The organism is Rheinheimera sp., assembly GCF_030690345.1.
GTDB lineage: Bacteria > Pseudomonadota > Gammaproteobacteria > Enterobacterales > Alteromonadaceae > Alishewanella.
Map to the genome: position 1 here is coordinate 285,675 of NZ_JAUYGV010000008.1, position 21,619 is coordinate 307,293.

The following is a 21,619-nucleotide window of genomic DNA, read 5'->3' on the forward strand; positions in this document are numbered from 1 at the left end:
GGGGTTAGGGTTAGTCAATCCGTTTGACTGCATTCGATTCCTGCTATCCACCACACAACAGGCAGACAGCTTCGGCTTTGGTCAAAAATGCCGATAACGCCATTAAACACACTACAACGGCGATTGCGGTAAAGCCAAAACCACGACTGGACGCTTTACTCATAACTAACCTCAGTAACGCTTTTTATTATTCTATTTAGCAAGTTGGCCTAAGTTTCCCCAAACCGGCGTTAAGTGTAGTTAAGTTGTAATAAAGTTACAATAACTGTGTATTTAACCAGCACTTTTACTGTGGTGCGCCAAGGCAGAATAAATAAAATCTGCCGCTAATAAGCGGCTGTCATTCAGCTGCGGTAAAGCCTCTGTAATGGTTTCTGTATGCGTAATGCTAAAACCGGCATGTTGGTAATTTTTCAACGCCGACGGATGATCGGCACTGCAGGTATGCAGCCAAATTTTGGCAGCCTGCCACTGTGCCGCCTGCATCACTGCAGCTTGCGCCAGCTTTAAACCTAAGCCACGGCCGATAAACTGCGGCACTAAACCAAAGAACTTAATTTCCACACTTTGATCAGCATGCTTCAACAGCTCAATATAACCGGCCGGCGTGCCTTGTACCCACAACAACCAGGTACGCACCTGTTGTTGCGTCAGATAATCCAGCCATTGCTGATAATTCCAGCTTAAACGGCTAAACCAACGCCAGGGTCCGCCCACCGTTCTGAACATAAACTGGCTAAGCTCCGGACTGGCAATTTCTGCTTCGACTAACTGCGTGCCCTGTGGCCAGTCAATATGCATTGGCGGCACCGCATCGAACTGCAAAAACCAGGTAGTCACTTCAGTATGCTTTGTTATCGTCACCTTAATAACCCCGCCCCATATCAACCGGATTACACAGCGGCTCGCCGCCCTGACTGCGGCGGTAGTTGTCGGCAATTTGCTCCACAACCGTTGCGACATTAGTGACGGCCGACACATGCGGGGTAATTAAAATAGCCGGATGCTGCCAAAACGGGTGCTCTGCCGGCAAGGGCTCCTGGCGGAACACATCCAGGCATGCCGCCTGCACTTGCCCGCTATCCAGCGCCGCTAACAAGGCGTCGTCATCAACAATAGCGCCGCGGGCAACATTAATAAAAATAGCGCCTGGCGTTAAGCGGTTAAAAAAATCCTCTGCCAGCATATTTTCTGTCGCGGCAGTAAGAGGCAACAGGCAAATCACTATATCGGCCCCGGCAACGGCACTGCCCAGTTCCTCAGTGCCACTGTAACAACGGATATGCGGCAACACCTTTGCCGTTCTGGCCCAGCCGCTGACGCTGTAGCCCAGAGCGGCAAAATGCGCTGCCGCCGCCGCACCTAATTCGCCCAGCCCCAACACGCAAATATGCGCAATACGCCGCGGGCCTTTCGGCTGCCATAACGCTTGCTGTTGCGAAGCACTGAACAAATCCAGCCGCAGCCGGTAATAGCTGAGCACACCATCTAAATAACGCACCATGGTTTGTGTCAGGCCGGGGTCAACAATGCGTGCTATCGGCAAGGCCGGCAAAGTTGGATCGGCCAGAATAGCATCGACACCGGCGCCAAAACATTGAATAGCCTTTAAGTTTGGCAACGCCGCCAAACTGCCGTGCGGTTGTTTCCACACTACCGCAAATTCGACCTCTTCCGGCTTACGGATATCCGGCCAGATTTCTATCCGGGTGTCGGCTAATGCCAGCGCTAAGCGCTGTTGTAAATCATCAAGTTTGCGATCAGGAATGATCAGGGCAAGGCTCATAGGTCACCAAAGCTTCAAAAAATCGTCATACCACTGACACAGCCGGCACCGATGCTGGCAGCGCTTAAAGATAACATGGTACCGACGATGCTGAACTGCCGCACCATTTTTTTATCTGACGTTCATCTGGGTTGCAAAGACTGCCGCGCCGATTATCTACTCAACTTTCTTGAGCAAAGCCAGGCCAGTACCATTTATTTGCTGGGAGATATTGTTGACCTGTGGGCCATGCGTAAGCAAGTGCACTGGACGCCTGAGCAAAACAAAGTGCTGCGTTGTCTGTTAGACAAAGCAGAGCAAGGTGTAGAAGTAGTGTATATTCCCGGCAACCATGATGAAGCCATGCGGCTATACGCCGGTAAAAGCTTCGGCAATATCCGCATTGCGCTGCGCGGTTGCCATACCACGCTGCAGGGCAAAAAACTGTTGTTACTGCACGGCGACGAATTCGATAAAGAGGTCAACTTTGGCCGTGCCCACGCCTGGCTGGGTGATAACCTGTATGATTTCCTGCTGTTTTTAAACCGTTGGTACAACCGTGTGCGCCGGCTTACCGGCGGCAGTTACTTCAGCCTGGCGGCTTATATAAAAAGTAAGGTGCCGGGGGCCAAAAAAGCCATAGCACGTTATCGCGCTGCTGCTATAGCTAAAGCAAAGCGCGGCGGCTTTGACGGTGTGGTATGCGGCCATATTCATCATCCGGAAATCCGCCTGGAACAAGGTATTATTTATTGCAATGACGGCGACTGGATAGACAGCTGCACCGCACTGGTAGAGCAGCTGGATGGCAGCCTGGCACTGTATCACTGGACAGAGCAGGCAGAGAGAATTGCCGCCCTGCCCCTTGCTGTCAGCGCTAAAAAAGCCGCCTGAAATTTCAGCAAACTGCCATAAATCCGACACTGAACTGTCATACAACCACTTTAGCCTGAGCCCAGCCTACTGCAGTGCTATCGGAGCTCAATATGATCAGTGTCGACCAGGTACTTAGCCAAAACCTTCCGCAGTTAACCAACAAGCCCTGGCTATACCGGCCGGTAAAAGGTGCACTGCGCCGCCTGTTGCATGAACAGGACTTTATTGACTTCGCCGCGCGCTATCCGCACCTGCAGGGACTGGAATTTGTTGAGCAGGTGCTGGATTACTTCAATTTTCGTTATTCTGTGCGCGACAACGAAGTTGAGCGCATTCCGGCCAGTGGCCGCGTGGTGATTATCGCTAACCACCCTATCGGCTCGCTGGATGGCCTGGCTTTGTTAAAGTTAGTCAGTGATATTCGTCCCGACGTAAAAGTGGTTGCTAACCAATTGCTGATGGCACTGGAGCCGCTGCACAATCTGTTACTGCCGGTAAACAATATGTATGGTGGCACGGAGCGGCGGGCACTGGATAATATTCAGCAGCATTTAGCTTCGGAGGGCGCTCTGATCCTGTTCCCCTCGGGTGAAGTCTCGCGTCTGCGGCCGGAAGGCATTCGTGATGGCAAGTGGCACAGCGGCTTTTTACGCTTTGCTGCCAACGCTAAGGCGCCGATATTGCCGATCTTTATTGATGGCCGTAATTCCGCACTGTTTTACGGTGCCTCTATGCTGTACAAACCGCTGGCGACTATGCTGCTGGTGCAGGAAATGTTTAACCAACAGCGTAAAAAGCTGGAGATGCGCATTGGCGAGCAAATCCCATACGAAGCCTTCGCTAACTTAGCGCTGGAAACCCAGGCCAAAGTAAAACTGTTTAAGAAACACCTGTACCGGCTGGCAAAAAATAAGCCACCGCTGTTTATTACCCAAAGCGCCATTGCCCATCCGGAAGATCGTATTACGCTGAAAAAAGCCGTGGAAAGCTGCGAGCTGCTGGGACAAACCAGCGACGGCAAACAAATTTACCTGTATTGCCACCAGCAAAGCTCGCCGGTGCTGCGCGAAATTGGCCGGCTGCGCGAATTTGCCTTTCGCGCCGTAGGTGAAGGCAGTGGCCAGCGCCGCGATATCGACCGTTTTGACAGCTACTACGAGCAATTGATCCTGTGGGATAAAGACGATTTGGAAATAGTCGGCGCCTACCGTTTTGCCAATACCCGTAAAGTACTGGCGCAGCATGGCGAAGCCGGGCTTTACACCGCCTCGCTGTTTCAGTTTGATGCCAAGATGCAGCCGTATCTGGATGCCGGGCTGGAGCTGGGGCGCAGCTTTGTCCAGCCCAAATATTGGGGCAAGCGTAGCCTGGAATACTTATGGTACGGCATTGGCGCTTATTTACGCCGTAATCCGGATATCCGCTATTTGTTTGGCGGTGTCAGTTTGTCGAACAGCTACCCGCAAGCTGCCCGCGATCTGATGGTGTATTTTTACAGCCTGTACTTTGGCGACAGTGCCTGCGCGGCGGTATCAAAACAACCTTATCAGCTACCGCAAGCTATCTTGTCTGAGTTACAACAGCACTTTAGCGGCAACGATTACCTGAATGATTTTACCCAACTGAAGCACCTGCTGGCCAATATGGGCGTAAGTGTACCAACCTTGTACAAGCAGTACAGCGAGCTGTGCGAGCCGGGCGGAGCCAAGTTTCTCGCCTTTGGTACCGACCCTGCTTTCGCCAACTGCGTTGACGGCCTGGTGCTGGTGGATATGACCATGTTAAAAGCCAATAAAAAAGCGCGCTACATCGACGCTGCATAACAACCCTGCCGCCAACATAAACCGGCAGCTTTGCTTGCCGGTTTTGCAGTGTAAAGGTTCCGTAAAGTTCAGTTTCAATTCAGCCTAATCCCCCTATAAGCTATACACTGTATAAAAAGTCGCCTGTCATGTATTTTAATGCCAGCGGCTTAAACTGAGGATAGCAAGATGAAAAACCTGATGCTGCAACTAAGCCGAGCTTTGGCCGTCTGCGTGCTGTTGGTTTGCCAGACGGTGCAGGCAGAAGATGACAGCTGGTCTGAAGCAGAACTGGATCAAATGCTGGCGCCGGTCGCGCTGTACCCGGACACTGTATTAACCCACGTACTGATTGCTGCTACTTATCCACTGGAGGTAGTGCAGGCCGCGCGCTGGGTGAAAGATAACCCCGAACTGAGCGCCGACGATGCCGTGCGCGCGGTAGAAGATAAAGGCTGGGACCCGAGTGTCAAAGCCCTGGTGGCCTTTCCACAGCTGTTAGAACGCCTGAGCAACGATCTGGACTGGACCCAACAGCTGGGTGAAGCCTTTTTAGCCGATGAAACTCAGGTACTGGCCAGTATTCAAACCCTGCGGCAAAAAGCCTATGCTAACGGCTCACTTAACGATAACAAGCATGTAGTGGTAGAGCGCGAACGTGAAGTTATTGTTATTGAACCGGCCCGGCGCGAAGTGGTCTATGTACCGGTGTACAATACCCGCGTAGTTTACGGTGACTGGTGGTGGCCATCGCATCCGCCGGTGTATTGGCATACTGCCGGGGTATATTACCGTAACAGTCCGTTCCATTGGGGCGTAAGTGTTAATGTGCGGCCCTGGTTCTACTTTGGTATCTTTGATTGGCGCCATCGCCATGTCATCGTGCATCATCATTATTACCACACGCCACCACGCTATTATCCGAGACGCCATAAGCATTACGTTGATGCGCGGCGCTGGCAGCACAATACCGAACATCGCCGTGGTGTACATTACCGTCATGAACGCTTAAACCGCGATTACAATGCCGGCTATGGCTATCGCCAACCTACCCGAGAAATTCAGGGTAAGCCGGTGCGCCACACCAGGGTAGATAACAACGTAACAGTGCGCGAAAGCAAACAGTTGTACCAGCGCAAAACCGCGGAGCAAGTGCGGTTGCCTGAGCGGCAATACCAGAGCCATGACAAAAATCCGCGCCAGCACAATGAAGCGCTGCGCCAGCAACGTAATGCTGCTACCACAGAGCAACGGCTACGCACTACTGAAGTTAACCGCGATGAGCGCCGCCAGCAGCTAAACCAGCAACTTAAACAGCCGACGGTGCAGCGCGAACGCGTAACAACCACAGAGCAGCAACGCCAGCAGCGGGTTATCAGTACCGAGCAATTGCGCCAGCGCCAGGCTGTACGTGAAGTACAGCCGAAGCAGTACCAGCAACCTGCGGTGCAACAACACCGCCAGCCAGAGCAGCAGAGAGTCCAGGTGCAACAACGCCAGGCTCCTGTGCAACAACGTCAGCAGGCTCAACCGGCACGTGAGTACCGCCAGCCACCGGCCCGGCCAACCACTACGGTGCAACGCCACGAGCGCCGGCAAATCGACTAAGCGCTACTTTATTGATACAAAACAAATTACGGGGCTGAATTTATCTCAGCCCCGTTTTTTATTGATCCAGGCCAATATTCTTTGCCGGCCAAAGCGGACAATTGCAGCAGACCTTATCTGCGGAGTTTATTATGAAAACCACTTTGTCTGTACTTACTCTGGCCGCTGCACTGGCCGCGGCCCCGGCTTATGCCGACTTTGCCATTAACGTTGGCGCCATTACCGTCGCCCCGGACGATAGCAGCTCCAGCCTGAACGTTATTGAACAAGTCGCCGGGCTGCCGGCCGGATCGACTGCGGTAGGGGTTAATACTAATACCCAATTGGGCCTGACTTTTGACTACCGGATCAACCCGAACTGGGCCGTACAGCTGATTGCCGCCACACCATTCAGCCATGATATTAAAGTAAAAGGCTCGGCGATAGACGGCTTAAAAGTGGGTAAAACCAAGCACTTACCACCTACTTTGCTGGCACAATACCATTTTATGCCACAACATCAGACCTTTGACCCCTTTGTTGGTGTCGGCCTGAACTACACGGTGTTTTTTGACGAGCAAATTGACGGCCAGCTTGAAGGCGCGCTGGATGCGTTAAACGTAACCGCTGCCAATGATAATGTCAGTCTGAAGCTGAAAAGCTCTTATGGTCTGGCACTGCAGGCCGGGGTGAATATTAAGCTGAATGAAACCTTTGGTGTACACATTATGCTAAGCAAAATGGATATCGATACCACCGGCCGCGTGCAGGTTAACGGCGCTACTGTGCAAAGTGTCGATGTGAATATTGACCCTTACGTTGCGATGATTGGTCTGCGCTGGACTTTGTAAGGCTGCAGCGTTAATCACCCAGACTAAAGGCGACTGTATAAAGGTCGCCTTTTTGTTTTACACTGAGACACATTACACCGTGACACAACAAGCCTTGCGCCGGATGGGTTATGAGTAAAACCACAGACAAGCTGAACTGGCAACAACTGTTAAAATCGGGCGACCGTATTTTTATCGGCTCGCACGCCGCTACACCAACGGCACTGATTGATCACTTAATCAGCAATGCCAAACAGCTGCATGACATTGAAATTGTGCAGGTGTATTCCCTATCCGACAACAAATGGGCAGAACCGGAATATCAGCAGTTATTTAAAGTTAACGCCTTATTTATCGGTGGCGACCAGGTACGCCGCGCGGTGGCAGAAGGCCGTGCCGATTACACGCCTTGTTTTATGTCGGATATTCCCTCCTTGTTCAGTGACGGCATTTTGCCGCTGGATGCCGCACTTATTATGGTGAGCCCGGCTGACGAACACGGTTATCATTCGCTTGGCGTATCGGTGGATATTGTTTCCTCCGCGGCCAAAGCAGCAAAAAAGGTCATTGCTCAGGTTAATCCCTCCATGCCCATCACCTATGGCCAGGCTTTTATCCATAAAGATCAGATCAGCGCGTATTTTTATGCCGAACAGCCGATAGCGCAAATGCCCCAGCTCAAACCGGATCCGGTGACAGAGCGGGTTGGCCAGTATGTTTCCTTGCTGGTGGAAGACGGCGCCACTATTCAAATTGGTGTCGGTAAAATGTGCGATGCCGTGCTGCGCTATCTGGGTAACCATAGCGACCTTGGCATTCACAGTGAAATGATCACCGACTCGATGATGGAACTGATAAAAAAGGGCGTGGTAACCAACCGTAAAAAAACCTTTCACCCGGGCAAAACCGTTGCCAGCTTCTGTGTGGGCAGCAAAGCACTGTACGATTTTGTGCACTGTAATCCGCATATGGGTTTTTACCCCAGTGAATACGTCAATTCACCGGCCAATATCGCCCGGAACGACAATATGGTGTCGATAAACAGCGCCATTGAGGTCGACTTAACCGGTCAGATTGTGTCTGACTCTATCGGGCATTTATTTTACAGCGGCATTGGCGGCCAGGTCGATTTCAGCCGCGGCGCCTCTATGAGCAACGGTGGCAAGCCCATTATTGCGCTGCCCAGCACAGCGAAAAACGGTACCGTATCACGTATTGTCGCGCATTTAAGCCCGGGCGCCGGGGTAGTAACCTCACGCGGCCATGTGCATTATGTGGTTACCGAATTTGGTGTGGCGTCTTTGCGCGGCAAAAGTATTCGCGAGCGCGCGCTGGAGCTTATCCGTGTGGCGCATCCGAAATTTCGCCAGCAATTGCTGGAGCAAATCCGCCTGCAATTCTGGGTGCCGCACTATCAGCTGCATACCCCTACCGAAGTACCGGAACTGGGCAGCGTCGGCTTTAAAGAACTGCATATCGACGGCGAGGAATTTGACTTGCGGCCACTTAACCCGTCAGACGAGCGCAGGCTGCAGGAATTTTTCTACTCGCATACCAAAGAAACGCTGCAACTGCGCTACAGTGCCGTGCCAACTCAGATGAGTCGCGAGAAATCCTGCACCCTGGTCGGTGTCGATCAATCCAGAGACCTGGCATTGTGTATCGTGAAACAAAAAGGCTCAGCGGTGCAAATTCAGGCTGTGGGGCGCTACTATTTGCTCAACGATAATCAGGGTTGTGAAGTAGCCTTTGTCACACGGGAGAAATACCAGGGCAAAGGCATGGCCAAACGCCTGCTGCAGGAATTGATTAACATCGCCGAGCTACGCGGCCTAACCAGCATGACAGCCTATGTACGCGCAGAAAATAAAGCCATGTTGGCGGTATTCCAAAAAGCCGGTTTTGCCCGTCTGCCTGGCGACGACCCCAGCGAAGTATACCTGCAACTGCACCTGCCGCGCTCAGCTCATAACGGGGAGACCAGCTAATGGCCATTACCTTATTCAGTCACCCAAGCTGTTATTTGCATTTGGCCGGCGATGACCATCCCGAACAACCGGCCCGCTTAAGTGCCGTTAATGATCAGCTGATCCGCTCAGGGCTGGAGTTTGTTGTGCAGCAGCGCGATGCCAGCCCTGCAGCGGCAACAGACTTATACCCGGTGCACAGTAAACTGTATGTCGATGAAATTTACGCCAAAGCGCCAACAGAAGGCCATATCTGGCTGGACCCGGATACCCAGATGATGCGGCACAGCCTGAGCGCAGCACTACACGCCGCCGGCGCCGCCATTAATGCGGTAGACCAGGTTATGGCTGATGTGAACCAGCAGGCATTTTGCAATATACGCCCGCCGGGCCATCATGCCACCCGCGACCAGGCCATGGGCTTTTGTATTTTTAACAACGTCGCCGTAGCCGCCGCCTATGCATTGCAAAAGTATCAGTTAAACCGCGTCGCTATTGTCGATTTTGATGTACACCACGGCAACGGTACCGAAGATATTTTTGCCGGCGACGCACGGGTGTTGTTTTGCTCATCGTTTCAGTATCCGCTGTATCCCAATACCGGCGATACACCATCAGGCGATAATATCGAAAACCTACCCTTGCCGGCGTTATGCAAACCGGCGATTTGGCGCGAGCAAATCATTAAACATTGGCTGCCGCGCATTAACGCCTTTCAACCGCAACTTATTCTGGTGTCGGCCGGCTTTGACGGCCACCGCGAAGATGATATGGCGCAGTTTCTGTTAACAGAGGATGACTACCACTGGATAGCGCAACAGCTGAAGCAACTGGCAGATCAACACTGCCAGGGCCGTATAGTGGCGGTACTGGAAGGTGGCTATGCGCTAAGCGCACTGGGGCGTAGTGTAGTCGCGTTTTTAAAAGGGCTGATGTAACAAGGCGTTAAGCTGCTATGCTATAACCTAAGTGCAATAACTTCCGGCCTCTATGCAGCTTTTTACCCGTTACTTTCCGGCATTCAGCTACCTGGACCGCAGCAGTGAAGCTGAATTTTGCCGTTATTTGGTCCACCGCACACACAACAGCACCAAACGTTTTGCCGTAGTTTGCATTGTATTAATGCTGCTGTTTTCTGTTACCGACGTGCTACTGGGCGACAGTTGGCTTAGCCTCACCAACCTGGCCCGCTATACCGCTGTAATGTGTATAGTGGCGTATATCGTCTTGTCATTAAAACTGAACGCTGAACACTGGCTACAGGGCTGGCTGGCGCTCAGTGCCATAGTAATTATGCTGCTTAGCATTACCTTTTATACCTCTGGCCAATACAACGGCCGGCTGGGTGAAGGCGGCCCTATGGTGGTGGCCTTTGCTATAGCCGCGATACCGATTTTTAATTTGCAGCAAAAATTGTTGTTGTGGCTACTGCTGTTAAGCAGTCTGTTATTTATTAAACTTTGCACTGACACCAACACCGGTTGGGTAATATTTTATTTATGCATCAGCATATTGTTGTGCATGACCTGGCAAAGACAGTTTGACACCTTACTGCGCAGCCAATTTAAAGCAGTACGGCTGGAGCAACAAAAAGCCGAAACCGACCAGTTAACCGGTTTATTAAACCGCCGCAGCTTTGAGCAGCGCTTGCAGCAAAAGCTGGCTCAGCTCACCGAAGGGCAACAATTATCATTGGGATTGCTGGACATAGACCATTTTAAAGCCTACAACGACCACTATGGCCACCTCGACGGTGATTTGGTGTTAATACAATTGTCGCGTTTGCTGTCTGCTGATAAAAAACGTCTGGTAGTACGCTTTGGTGGTGAAGAATTTATTCTGGTAGAACAACATGCAACCGCTCAGCCGCCCGGCTTACTGCAATTACCACAACAACTGGCTGCACAAGCGATACCGCACCGTGCCTCGCCGTTTGGCGTGCTTACCGCGTCCATCGGTGTGGTAACACTGAATTATCCCGGCCACCAGCTGACATCCGGCGAGCTGATGCAGCAGGCAGATTTGCTGCTGTACCAGGCCAAGCAACAAGGCCGCAACCAGGCCCGGCATAGCGTGATAAATCCGTTGCCGGCCGGTAACTCTTGACCCGGAAAAAGGGGAACCAAATGAAAAAATGCCGCTCACCTTAAGTGAACGGCATTATATAATGAGGTGCCTTTTATGCTTTTCTCTTTTTATCGCAATAAACTTATTTTGAAGCGAAACAACGTCCGCTTCTAATGTACTTAATAAGTTAATCGCTACATATTAAGGGCATACTAACTCATCGCCGGTAATCGTCCAATTTAGTTCATTGATCAAGAAATAACGAGACGTTTCTGCTTCGCAATATCTCAGGCCTTCTGCACCAAAAACAACATCTCCCCGAGCATTTTGCTCAGCCCAGCCCGTCAACGTTTTATCATAATTAATCTGAGAAAAAGTCTCACTGCTAAACATTTTTTCCATATTTACAATACTGGTTATATTCCAAGATCCTAAATTTTGATTAAAAGTTCTTGCTGCAAAAAACATCTCTGATGTGACCTGTAAATGAGTTGTATCCCATTGACCAATATCTCTATTAAAAGCGAAGGCTTCTCTGAACATACTTTCCATCGAGGTCACGTTACTAACATCCCAGCCACTGATATCACTGTTAAATGCTGCAGCCCTGGAAAACATACTGGTCATATCTGTGACGTTGCTTGTATCCCATTGGCTAATGTCGCTATTAAAGTTTTTAGCACGATAAAACATCTGGTACATAGAAGTTACGTTGGAGAGATTTGGTAAATCAGTCGCGCTAAAGCCATGCCCCTCCCATCCACCAAAAGTCAAACTTTTCCAGGGAATGTCTCCCCACTGATTTACATCCTTTAGATACTCAATGTCAGGAGTATGAAAATAAGGATAATAACCTTTAATCTCAAGAGTATACGTTCCTGGTTCGACTAAGGTAGTCTGAAAAAACTGTTCTTTTTCAGACGAAACGCTACCACTTTGTACGGGTAACCCGTAGGCATCTTTCCATGTAAATTGGTAGTTACCATCAAAGTCACCAGAACTCAGGTTAATGTCAGTATTGGCTTCATCGGTTTGCCAAGTGGTAATATATGGTCGAAAATCTCCAGCCAAAACGGTCCAACTTTGTATCGTTGTACCATCTTCAGCAGTCACCGTATAAGTGACAGGATTTGTTAAATCAACTATTTCACCACTTGCAGGAACACTAGTTGCGCCATCAGACAAGCTAAAGACAGGCCTCACTGCGGTTAAATCTGCCACCGATAATAAATTGGCAGATACAGTATGTTCTGTTTTATCAACGGTAAAAAACGGGGTGATATTTTCTATCTCAAAAGTAACAAAATCAGTGTCAGTTCGCAGTGGCACAGCTTCAACCGTTACTACCCAATCTTTGGCTTCAGCATTACTCAATCCTGTAACTGAATAAACAACCGGGTGGGTAAAGTCGACTAGAGTACCGTTTGGAATTGAACTAAACGCACCATCAGAAAGCGTAACCGTTGGCGATAATACCGACACATCAGTACCACGCTGAACTTCACTGGTCACAGTGTAGTTTTTATGATCAACAATCGCAGGCCCTGTTTGCTCTGGCAAAACAAAGGTACGGATATGATCATTAGGCAGTGGATGTGCACTTGACTCAATGGCATATTCATAAACAAAGTCTACGTTTTCAGCTGAAAGATGATCTTCACTTATGGCAACAACGACTAAGTACAGTTCTTCGCCTTCCTGCGTTGTTACTTCAAGTTCCGCTTCGCCATTGCCTAATGAGACTTCAGTCCCGATAGGTAAATCAACATATTCATAAGCACCAGGCGTTCCTTTAACCACTTTGCCGATGAAGTTTAAGTCTCCGGTATTTTGATCACTGCCTTTTACTTTTAACGTATAAGTAGCAGCTGCTGTCGACTCGATTTTGTAGCTATTCCATCCATAGGCACCAGGCAAATAGCGTTTTGGTGCGAAATGGTAAATACCATAAGTGCCTTCTGCCGGCCAGGTTGCCGCCAGAGTGTTATCTGCTTCACCAACAACAATCGCTTTTTTCTGAACTGCTTTTAAGTCATCGCTAACTTTAGGGTCCGGGTAATCCCAAACTGTCGTTCTGGCGGCAAATTCAGCAAACTCCTGAGGGAAGTCATGCCCTTCATCTTCGACCACTTTTATAAGTGCTTTGAAAGCATCCGATTCAATTTCAGGTGAATTATATAACTTTCCTATAATGCTATCGCCTGTAACAAAAGCCGTTATATAAGCAAACATTATTGAAGTATGGTAATATCTTTTCTTACCCAGCTCTTTAGTTATTTCATACATCCCTAAATGGGGATTCAAGGTAAATGCTCCATGGCTATAACCTGCAGGAGATTTATTGTAAAAACTCCATGAGGCCCAACTTGCCGTTGCTTCGGCCAGCCATTTACCACCTCCGAACAAGGGCATTTGATAACCGTGGAAGTTCTCATGCAGCCAGTAATGAGTATTCACACTACTATCTGTACTAAACAAGTTATCCAAAGTGAAAAATTCAAACCTTCTGGTAGCGCTATTAGATAAAGAATTGTTCTCTCGATTAACCCAACGATCCAGACTAGCCTGACGATCTACATCATCATACTTATACATTTGAACATCAAATGTATTCCGGTCATATGCCATTTCAAGTGCATGAAGATAAACTCGCTTTTTCTCTTCCAGCAGTTGTTCCTCGCTTTGTAGCCAAAGACATGTATATACACCACAGAGTCTGAATGGGTAATCTGCAAAAGGAAGATGGGTTGGCTCTACTGCCTCTGTACAACGCGCACTGCGCTCATAAATAACCTCGTCGGATACTTGCGAGTTAGTTAATAATACATCCCAGACGTTTCCGTCATATTCTTGCAGGTTAAAAGAATCAATCTCTAACGAGCCGACATTAACATCATCAAACCATTCACCATTTACATACGGCGACATAACGCCGTTTTTAAAACGGATAGCCACGTGATTACATGTGAGTGTATCCAGTCGCACATTATAAATATTATTTATGCCATTAGCGCTGATAAGCAACTGCTCTTCAACTTGACTAATAGTAAGTGCGTCGGAGCTGAAAAACTCTGTCGTTTGCTGATGCGTATTAGGCGTTATTTTAAAAGAGATAGTGCCGTCTGAGGCAGACAAGCTCTTCTCTAATTCAACATTTATCTCTTTACCTATCATGCCGGGGTGTCTTAGTAAGTTGTTGGCACTATCCCCGGTCGTCGTGACGCTGATGCTATTATGTCTATCGGTTTTATCATAATCGCCCGCTAATCGTTGCATATAAAGAATTGCATTTTCATACGCAAGTACTTCGACTGTAGTTTGTTCACTAAAATGTGATGATGCGTTACCTTTGAGAGCGACTATTCGGTAAACATAGTGGGTACCAAGTGTCAAACCATCGTCTTGATAGAACGTTGTATTAGCCCCTACTTCGGCCACGATTTCAAACACCAATGGATTGCCCCGGACGGCCCTTTCAATTCTAAAACCGGTTTCGTTATTAGAGTTATCCTGCCAAGTCAATGTTACTTCATCATTAATACTTGCCTCGGTTGTTACGTTTGTTGGTGGTGCTAATCGTTCTGCATCTGCAAACACTTGTACATGTTGCCAAGTACCTTTGGTGATTTTATCCAGGGAACGAGTGTTAGCAGTTAAACCAATAAACACGTTATCGCCCATCACTACAGTAGCCCGATGTGTTTCTCGCCAGGTTTCACCATCATCTGAAATATAATTAATGAACAGGTTATCTAACCGTTCTAATTTAAACCATAAAGGTAATAGGTTTTTTGTTTCTTCAATCTGTTCTTCTATTGCCCCGTTATTACGACTTTTAAAGAAAGCACGGCCTCTATGGTACATATTACTCACGAATTGTGAGTCCGTATCTAACGTTTCCCTGATCATAATTCCGTGATAACCCGTCTGGCCAGCATTCTCAGCACTTAGTAACTGACCAACAATCTCACCATTTCCTTCTAAAGGTTGATAAACAAAATGAAAAGAATCGAAGGTACCCGTAATATTTCCATTACCTGATACAGAGTACTGATCGCCAGTATAAGTTGCGAAACCGGCTATGGCGGGAGAGCCAATGTCGGTGCTGCTCCAGGCATCAGGCAATTTCGACTCATCTGCCATCGTCGTCCTGTTGACCACATTACTGTAACCTGAGGCGATCTCGCCCATTAAAGCACTTACTCTGTAATGATAGGTCGTCTCTGGCTCTAAGGCATGATCGACTAAATAGGTAGAATTCGGCGACAGCACCGCAAATGATTCAAACTCAAGCGAGTCAGCGTCTTCGGCTCTTTCTACTCTGTACCCTGTTTCATTGTCAGCATTATCTTGCCAAGTTAATGCCACTGCTTTCATCCCACGTGCCACAGCGGTTAAATTGGTTGGTGAATTTACAATATCAGGTGAATTGCCTGTGGATGACACCTCGACATTTTGCCAAGTACCTGTGGTTATTTTCCTTTTATGATGAGCATTAGCGGCCAGGCCAATAAGCACATTTTCGCTCATCACTACGGTTTCCCGATGTGTTTCTTGCCAGGTTTCACCATCATTAGAAATAGAGGCAATAAAAACATCACTCACTCTTTCCAATTTTAGCCATACATTTGGCAAATGGACCTGTTTGTCTTCAATAGGAACATTGATCCCAACGCCATCGCGGCGTCCTTTAAAAAACGAAATCGCTTCATCTTCGAAATAATGGTTACTCGCATATTGCGAGTCATTATTAAGCGTTTCCCTGACCATCAACCCATGATATCCCCATTTACCGGCATCAGAGATATTGGTTAATTGAGCAACAATCTGCCCATCACCTTGTAAAGGCTGATAAATAAAATGCAAAGAGTCATTAGTGTCTAAACTATAACCATTGCCTGATAAAAGGATTTGACCATCGCTATAACTGGCAGATCCAGCTAGATCCGGAGTGCCCACATCGACACTAGTCCAAACATCCGGGAGTGCAGATTCATTTATGGTACCGGTAGAGTTTAATCCTGCTGTATCGGGCAATGCCCCGACAGACTGAGCGTTTGTTGTTGCCAGTTGCTGAGCTTGAGCTGGTGGTGATTCTGAATCACCACCACAAGCGCTAAGGCTCAGGCACGCTAGCATTATTGCTGAACGAGTGAAAATTGCTATATTTCTCATGAGATTATATTCCCTAGTGTTACAAATCCAACCTAACGTATACCAGGACCGAGTAACAAAACGTGGTAAAAATCGTGGTTTTTTAGTGGGGGGCGTGGTTTTTTAACTGCATTAAGAACGACGAGCAACCTATTGGGTTACTGTTCAAACAAAAAATAAACAACAAAGTTAAACGAAGCGTAGCTACTGTAAATAAAATACTTCATCAGCATATACGAGGTTACGCCTTTGCTATTAATGAGCGGGTTGATGTTATTTACTTAAGATTTAACGTGTAAGCTCTACAAAACCACTAAAACATTTAATTAAAGACAGTTTTAAGTCATAAGTTTTAAGAAAAATCCAGAGCTCCAATGGTGATAGAATTTTTCGACGGCAATCAAAAAATAGCTATTAACCCGGAGGCCGTACAAGGCCAATTAGGCTGGATGATTATCAGATCAAAATTAAAGCTGCTTTCGCCATCCTGGAAAAAGGTGGCGAGCTTATAATCACTACTTATTATGCAAGCTATTAAAATATAATAGATTATCCAAACTTAACTTTAATTTTCTGCTACAGCCGTGCCGCCTGCACGTGCATCCAGTCGAAATTACGGCTGCGGCCTAAACTTACCCAGCCCTCGTCTTCCCAACACTGCCACCAGTAGTGGTAATCAGCGCCGGCAAAACCGGCTTTGCTGCTGTTCCATTTCAGCTGGTTGTGCTGTGGGTCAAAGTCAAAAGCGATACCCCAACTGTGGGTGGATAAACTGCTGCCACCGCGTTTAGCGCGCAGGTTAAAGCCACCGCCGTATAAGTCTAAACGCAGTTGTTGTACAGCATCGAAGCCGTAATACAGCACCACCTGTTCCAGCACCTTTTGCAAACTGGTCGCTACTTTTTGATGGCATTGCGTGCTGAGCACTGTGGTGGAGAGATCCCATGCCAGTCGCAGCGGATAAGGTAAACTTACCTTAACCAGTTGGCTGCCCGGCTCGCCATAAAAAGCGCGCAATTCTGCTTCTCTGTCCAGCGGCCACTGGTTAGGGTTAGCCGGCGTGGTAAAGTTATCCCGCCAGGCCGGTGGCGGTTTGCCTTGCTGTTGTATGGCAGCTAACTGCTCAGCGGCGTAAGCGGTTTGTGGCCCCCACCAGCCATCAGGCTCGCCCGGGTTCACTCCGGCTTGCCGGCAACACAGCTGCAGGCATAACACGGCCTGGCGTTCTGCCGGCCAACTTTGCCAGTTTAATGCGCCGGCAGATGCAGCATTGGTTTGCAACCACTGTGAGCACGTTGTCAGCATATAAGTATTCAGAGCACCGTTGACATGCTCGTCATTAAGCTGCAACGCTTGTTGTAAGGCAATAACCGCGGATTTTTGCATAGCCACCTCAGTGACCGGTAATATATTGGGCCAAAATGTCATTAAGTGTAGTTGCTGCAACACGGCGTTGCCGGAATTTAGTGCAGCAGAAAAATCGGCCAGTGTTGAATTGAAGGGCTGAAAAAAACAACCCTGCCGTAGCAGGGTTGTTTAGTGTGTTGCCGGCTTAACCTAACCAGACGCGGGCGTTACGGAACATCCGCATCCAGGGGCTGTCTTCCTGCCAGCCGTCCGGCTGCCAGGAGTTGGCCACGGCGCGAAACACCCGCTCCGGGTGTGGCATCATAATAGTGACGCGGCCATCAGTGGTGGTTAAAGCAGTAATACCGGCAGCCGAGCCATTCGGGTTCTGCGGGTATTGCTCTGTTACTTTGCCGTAATGGTCAATAAAGCGCATGGCTACCGTGCCACTGTGGTTAGCTTTAACAAAGGCTTCGTTGCTGGCAAATTCAGCATGGCCTTCACCGTGTGATACGGCGATAGGCATACGCGAACCGGCCATACCCTTAAACAGCAGCGACGGGCTTTGTTGAATTTCAACCTGGCTAAAGCGTGCTTCAAAGCGCTCAGATTTGTTGCGCACAAAGTGTGGCCACAGCTCTGCACCCGGGATCAGGCTCTTGAGGTTAGACATCATCTGACAGCCGTTACACACCCCCAGTGAAAAGGTGCTTTGGCGCGCAAAAAACTCTGCAAACTGCTTACGGGCAATATCGTTAAACAGTACCGACTTAGCCCAGCCCTCACCGGCACCTAAGACGTCACCGTAGGAGAAACCACCGCAGGCTACCAGGCCGTTAAAATCAGCTAACTTAGCGCGGCCGGCTAAAATGTCGCTCATATGCACGTCAACCGCGCTAAAACCGGCACGGTTAAAGGCAGCAGCCATTTCAACATGCGAGTTAACACCCTGTTCGCGCAAAATTGCAATTTTAGGTGCTGCGCCTTTTAAGATGAAAGGCGCAGCCACATCTTCGTTGATATCAAAGCTGAGTTTCACATTCAGACCAGGATCGGCAGCATCTGCCTTAGCAGCAAACTCCTGTTTAGCTCCTTCCGGGTTGTCACGCAGCGCCTGCATCTGGTAAGTGGTTTCGGCCCAGATGCAGCGTAAACGGGTGCGGCTGTCGCTTAACACCACGTTATCGCCACGGCTGAATACCAGCTCGTCATGGCTGTTTACCACGCCAATCACATGGCTGCAGTTGCCAAGCTCGTGCTGCGCCAGTACCTGCTTAACGTACTCAAGCTCACTGTCGCTTACCTGAATTACTGCGCCCGGCTCTTCCGAGAACAGCACGGCCATATCATCGTTACCCAGGCTACTTACATCAGCACGCACACCGGCTTTACCGGCAAAGGCCATTTCGGCCAGGGTAACAAATAAACCACCGTCGGAGCGGTCATGGTAAGCCAGCAGTTTTTGCTCACGCGTTAACTGCTGCACGGCGTTAAAGAAGTTAATCAGCAGCTGCGGGCTGTCTAAATCAACCGGCGTCTGGCCCAGCTGTTTATACACCTGGGCTAAGCACGAGGCGCCCAGACGGTTTTGGCCCTGGCCTAAGTCAATTAACACCAGGCTGGTATCGCCCTTATCAGTGCGCAGCTGTGGCGTTACCGTTTTGCGGATATCTTCTACCCGGGCAAAAGCGGTGATCACTAAAGATAGTGGCGAGGTGACGGCTTTATCTTCACCGTTTTGCTGCCATTTGGTTTTCATCGACATCGAGTCCTTGCCCACCGGAATGGTCACTTCCAGCGCCGGGCATAACTCTTCACCTATGGCTTTTACCGCAGCGTATAAGCCGGCATCTTCACCCGGGTGGCCGGCAGCAGCCATCCAGTTAGCCGATAACTTAATGCGCTTTAAATCACCAATGTCGGTGGCGGCAATATTGGTAATGGCTTCTGCCACCGCTAACCGGGCTGAAGCGGCAAAATCCAGCAGCGCCACCGGGGTGCGCTCGCCCATTGCCATGGCTTCGCCGTGGTATGTATCATAGCTGGCTGCCGTTACGCCGCAGTTAGCTACCGGCACCTGCCAGGGACCAACCATTTGGTCGCGTGCTACCAGGCCGGTAACAGTGCGATCGCCAATGGTAACCAAAAAGGTTTTCTCAGCAATCGCCGGTAAGCGCAGTAACCGCTCTGCCGCGTCTTTTACTGTTACGCCGGTAAAATCCAATGCTTTACCCGCTGTTTGCACACTTTGCACGTCACGGTGCATTTTTGGCGCTTTGCCCAGCAACACGTTTAACGGCAGATCAATAGGTGTGCTGCCAAAATGGGTGTCAGTCAGGGTTAAATGCTGATCGCCAGTGGCTTCACCCACTACGGCAAAAGGTGCGCGCTCGCGCTTACAAATTTGCTCGAACACCGGCATTTTATCCGCCGGTATCGCCATCACATAACGCTCTTGCGACTCGTTACACCAGATTTGCAGCGGCGACATGCCAGGCTCGTCGTTTGGTACATTACGCAGTTCAAACTTACCGCCTACGCCACCGTCGTTAACCAACTCAGGGAAGGCATTGGATAAACCGCCGGCACCAACATCGTGGATAAACACGATAGGGTTATCCTTACCCAGCTGCCAGCAGCGGTCAATCACTTCCTGGCAACGGCGTTCTATTTCCGGGTTTTCACGCTGTACTGAGGCAAAGTCTAAATCTTCTGCCGATTGACCCGATGCCATCGAAGAAGCCGCACCGCCACCCAGGCCGATATTCATCGCCGGGCCACCCAGTACCACTAATTTAGCGCCTACCGGCAAATCGCCTTTTTGTACATGATCCGCACGGATATTACCTAAACCACCGGCCAACATAATCGGCTTGTGGTAACCGCGTACTTCTTCACCGTTATGCCCGGGTACCTTTTCTTCATAGGTACGGAAATAACCGTTAATCGCCGGCCGGCCAAATTCGTTGTTAAAGGCAGCGCCGCCCAGCGGGCCTTCCAGCATAATGTCCAGTGCAGATACGATTCGCTCCGGTTTGCCAAAATCGGTTTCCCACGGCTGTTCAAAACCCGGGATGCGCAGGTTTGATACCGAGAAACCTACCAGGCCAGCTTTGGGTTTAGATCCTACGCCGGTAGCACCTTCATCACGGATTTCACCGCCTGAACCGGTAGCTGCACCCGGGTAAGGTGAAATCGCGGTTGGGTGGTTATGGGTTTCTACCTTCATCAGTATATGAATAGGTTCATGGTGATACTGATAAGTTAAATTACCGGGCTGGGCAAAAAAGCGGCCAGCGCTGGAACCTTCCATTACCGCGGCATTGTCTTTATATGCCGACAACACATAGTCCGGTGTTTGCTCAAAGGTGTTTTTAATCATTTTGAACAGCGATTTAGGCTGTTGTACGCCGTCGATAGTCCAATCGGCGTTAAAAATTTTGTGCCGGCAATGCTCAGAGTTAGCCTGAGCAAACATATACAGCTCTATGTCGTTCGGGTTACGGCCCAAAGCGGTAAAGTTATCGAACAGATAATCTATTTCATCATCGGCCAGCGCCAGGCCCATCTCAATGTTAGCGTTAGCCAGTGCGGTGCGGCCGCCATTGATAATATCAACCGAGCTAAGCGGCGCCGGTTCAGCTTTGGTAAACAAGGCCTGCGCCTGAGTTAATTCGGTAAACACCGCTTCCATCATACGGTCATGCAACAGTGCGGCAACCTGCTGCAATTGCTGTGCGTTTAATACCGTTGGCGCTTCAACATAGTAAGCAATACCGCGCTCTAAACGCGCTACCGGCGCTAAACCACAGTTGCGGGCAATATCTGTCGCTTTAGATGACCAGGGCGAAATAGTGCCCGGCCGTGGTGTAACCAGTAACAACTGGCCATGTGGCTCATGGCTGGCAATGGCCGGGCCATAAGTCAGTAGTTTATCCAGCGTTTGTTGCTGTGCGTCAGTCAATGCGCTGCTAACATCAGCAAAGTGCATAAACTCAGCATAAACACCGCTGATGGTTAAGCCACTTTGGGCGCATTGGTCGAGTAACTTTTGAATTCTGAATTCGGACAGTGCTGGCGCACCACGCAGGATCAACATAGGCTTTCTTTTCCCGTGGGTTGAACGACGATGGAACCTGAAACAGGCGCGCCATTATAAAGAAATTTCTGCCCAAGTGGTATGAGTAAACACTGACGTAGCGACAGAAGTTTGCTATAACAGCG

The 21,619-nt window shown here is 49.4% G+C and carries 12 protein-coding genes; 7 read left to right on the top strand and 5 right to left on the bottom strand.

Annotated features, from left to right (window positions below):
* Positions 1 to 273: 273 nt before the first annotated feature.
* Both Q8O77_RS16290 and Q8O77_RS16295 read right to left on the bottom strand, forming a co-directional pair.
* The gene (locus Q8O77_RS16290; protein WP_305555623.1) at positions 274 to 864 is read right to left on the bottom strand and encodes a GNAT family N-acetyltransferase; all 591 of its coding nucleotides are present in this window, start codon (positions 862 to 864) and stop codon (positions 274 to 276) included.
* Between the two features lies 1 nt (position 865).
* Complete coding sequence (locus Q8O77_RS16295; RefSeq protein WP_305555626.1) at positions 866 to 1,786, bottom strand: glyoxylate/hydroxypyruvate reductase A; 921 nt, start codon at positions 1,784 to 1,786, stop codon at positions 866 to 868.
* A gap of 51 nt (positions 1,787 to 1,837) precedes the next feature.
* Between Q8O77_RS16295 and Q8O77_RS16300 the strand changes: the two genes are divergently transcribed.
* The 7 genes from Q8O77_RS16300 to Q8O77_RS16330 all read left to right on the top strand — a co-directional run bounded on the left by Q8O77_RS16300 (position 1,838) and on the right by Q8O77_RS16330 (position 10,933).
* A complete protein-coding gene (locus tag Q8O77_RS16300) occupies positions 1,838 to 2,659 on the top strand; it encodes a UDP-2,3-diacylglucosamine diphosphatase (protein ID WP_305555630.1) in 822 nt (273 codons plus the stop codon).
* Positions 2,660 to 2,751: 92 nt separating this feature from the next.
* Positions 2,752 to 4,464 (top strand): lysophospholipid acyltransferase family protein, encoded by a 1,713-nt coding sequence (locus tag Q8O77_RS16305; RefSeq protein WP_305555633.1) that lies wholly within the window; start codon positions 2,752 to 2,754, stop codon positions 4,462 to 4,464.
* A 168-nt stretch (positions 4,465 to 4,632) separates the two neighbouring features.
* Positions 4,633 to 6,051 carry a DUF3300 domain-containing protein gene (locus Q8O77_RS16310; RefSeq protein WP_305555636.1) on the top strand — a complete coding sequence of 473 codons (1,419 nt, stop codon included), beginning with the start codon at positions 4,633 to 4,635 and terminating at the stop codon, positions 6,049 to 6,051.
* 131 nt (positions 6,052 to 6,182) lie between these two features.
* Entirely contained in the window at positions 6,183 to 6,881 is a 699-nt protein-coding gene (locus tag Q8O77_RS16315; protein WP_305555638.1) for an OmpW family protein, read from the top strand.
* A 110-nt stretch (positions 6,882 to 6,991) separates the two neighbouring features.
* Entirely contained in the window at positions 6,992 to 8,848 is a 1,857-nt protein-coding gene (locus Q8O77_RS16320) for a bifunctional acetyl-CoA hydrolase/transferase family protein/GNAT family N-acetyltransferase (RefSeq protein ID WP_305555642.1), read from the top strand.
* Positions 8,848 to 9,765 carry a histone deacetylase family protein gene (locus Q8O77_RS16325; protein WP_305555645.1) on the top strand — a complete coding sequence of 306 codons (918 nt, stop codon included), beginning with the start codon at positions 8,848 to 8,850 and terminating at the stop codon, positions 9,763 to 9,765. Before Q8O77_RS16320 ends, Q8O77_RS16325 begins: the two co-directional genes overlap by 1 nt.
* A gap of 52 nt (positions 9,766 to 9,817) precedes the next feature.
* On the top strand, positions 9,818 to 10,933 hold the full coding sequence (locus tag Q8O77_RS16330; RefSeq protein ID WP_305555648.1) for a GGDEF domain-containing protein: 1,116 nt from the start codon (positions 9,818 to 9,820) through the stop codon (positions 10,931 to 10,933).
* A 162-nt stretch (positions 10,934 to 11,095) separates the two neighbouring features.
* Here Q8O77_RS16330 and Q8O77_RS16335 read toward each other — a convergent pair whose 3' ends face one another.
* From Q8O77_RS16335 to purL, 3 genes are all read right to left on the bottom strand, one after another.
* Positions 11,096 to 16,069 (bottom strand): BspA family leucine-rich repeat surface protein, encoded by a 4,974-nt coding sequence (locus Q8O77_RS16335; protein WP_305555651.1) that lies wholly within the window; start codon positions 16,067 to 16,069, stop codon positions 11,096 to 11,098.
* Positions 16,070 to 16,624: 555 nt separating this feature from the next.
* The gene (locus tag Q8O77_RS16340) at positions 16,625 to 17,434 is read right to left on the bottom strand and encodes a M15 family peptidase (protein ID WP_305555654.1); all 810 of its coding nucleotides are present in this window, start codon (positions 17,432 to 17,434) and stop codon (positions 16,625 to 16,627) included.
* A 166-nt stretch (positions 17,435 to 17,600) separates the two neighbouring features.
* The gene (gene purL / locus Q8O77_RS16345; RefSeq protein ID WP_305555656.1) at positions 17,601 to 21,494 is read right to left on the bottom strand and encodes a phosphoribosylformylglycinamidine synthase; all 3,894 of its coding nucleotides are present in this window, start codon (positions 21,492 to 21,494) and stop codon (positions 17,601 to 17,603) included.
* Positions 21,495 to 21,619: the final 125 nt, after the last annotated feature.

What these genes read in the sequence shown, in the direction of transcription:
- Q8O77_RS16310 (WP_305555636.1), top strand. Translation starts at nt 4,633, where the DNA reads ATGAAAAACCTGATGCTGCAACTAAGCCGAGCTTTGGCCGTCTGCGTG.
- Q8O77_RS16335 (WP_305555651.1), bottom strand. Translation starts at nt 16,069, where the DNA reads ATGAGAAATATAGCAATTTTCACTCGTTCAGCAATAATGCTAGCGTGC.
- purL (WP_305555656.1), bottom strand. Translation starts at nt 21,494, where the DNA reads ATGTTGATCCTGCGTGGTGCGCCAGCACTGTCCGAATTCAGAATTCAA.
- Q8O77_RS16340 (WP_305555654.1), bottom strand. Translation starts at nt 17,434, where the DNA reads ATGCAAAAATCCGCGGTTATTGCCTTACAACAAGCGTTGCAGCTTAAT.
- Q8O77_RS16305 (WP_305555633.1), top strand. Translation starts at nt 2,752, where the DNA reads ATGATCAGTGTCGACCAGGTACTTAGCCAAAACCTTCCGCAGTTAACC.
- Q8O77_RS16320 (WP_305555642.1), top strand. Translation starts at nt 6,992, where the DNA reads ATGAGTAAAACCACAGACAAGCTGAACTGGCAACAACTGTTAAAATCG.
- Q8O77_RS16330 (WP_305555648.1), top strand. Translation starts at nt 9,818, where the DNA reads ATGCAGCTTTTTACCCGTTACTTTCCGGCATTCAGCTACCTGGACCGC.
- Q8O77_RS16315 (WP_305555638.1), top strand. Translation starts at nt 6,183, where the DNA reads ATGAAAACCACTTTGTCTGTACTTACTCTGGCCGCTGCACTGGCCGCG.
- Q8O77_RS16325 (WP_305555645.1), top strand. Translation starts at nt 8,848, where the DNA reads ATGGCCATTACCTTATTCAGTCACCCAAGCTGTTATTTGCATTTGGCC.
- Q8O77_RS16300 (WP_305555630.1), top strand. Translation starts at nt 1,838, where the DNA reads ATGCTGGCAGCGCTTAAAGATAACATGGTACCGACGATGCTGAACTGC.
- Q8O77_RS16295 (WP_305555626.1), bottom strand. Translation starts at nt 1,786, where the DNA reads ATGAGCCTTGCCCTGATCATTCCTGATCGCAAACTTGATGATTTACAA.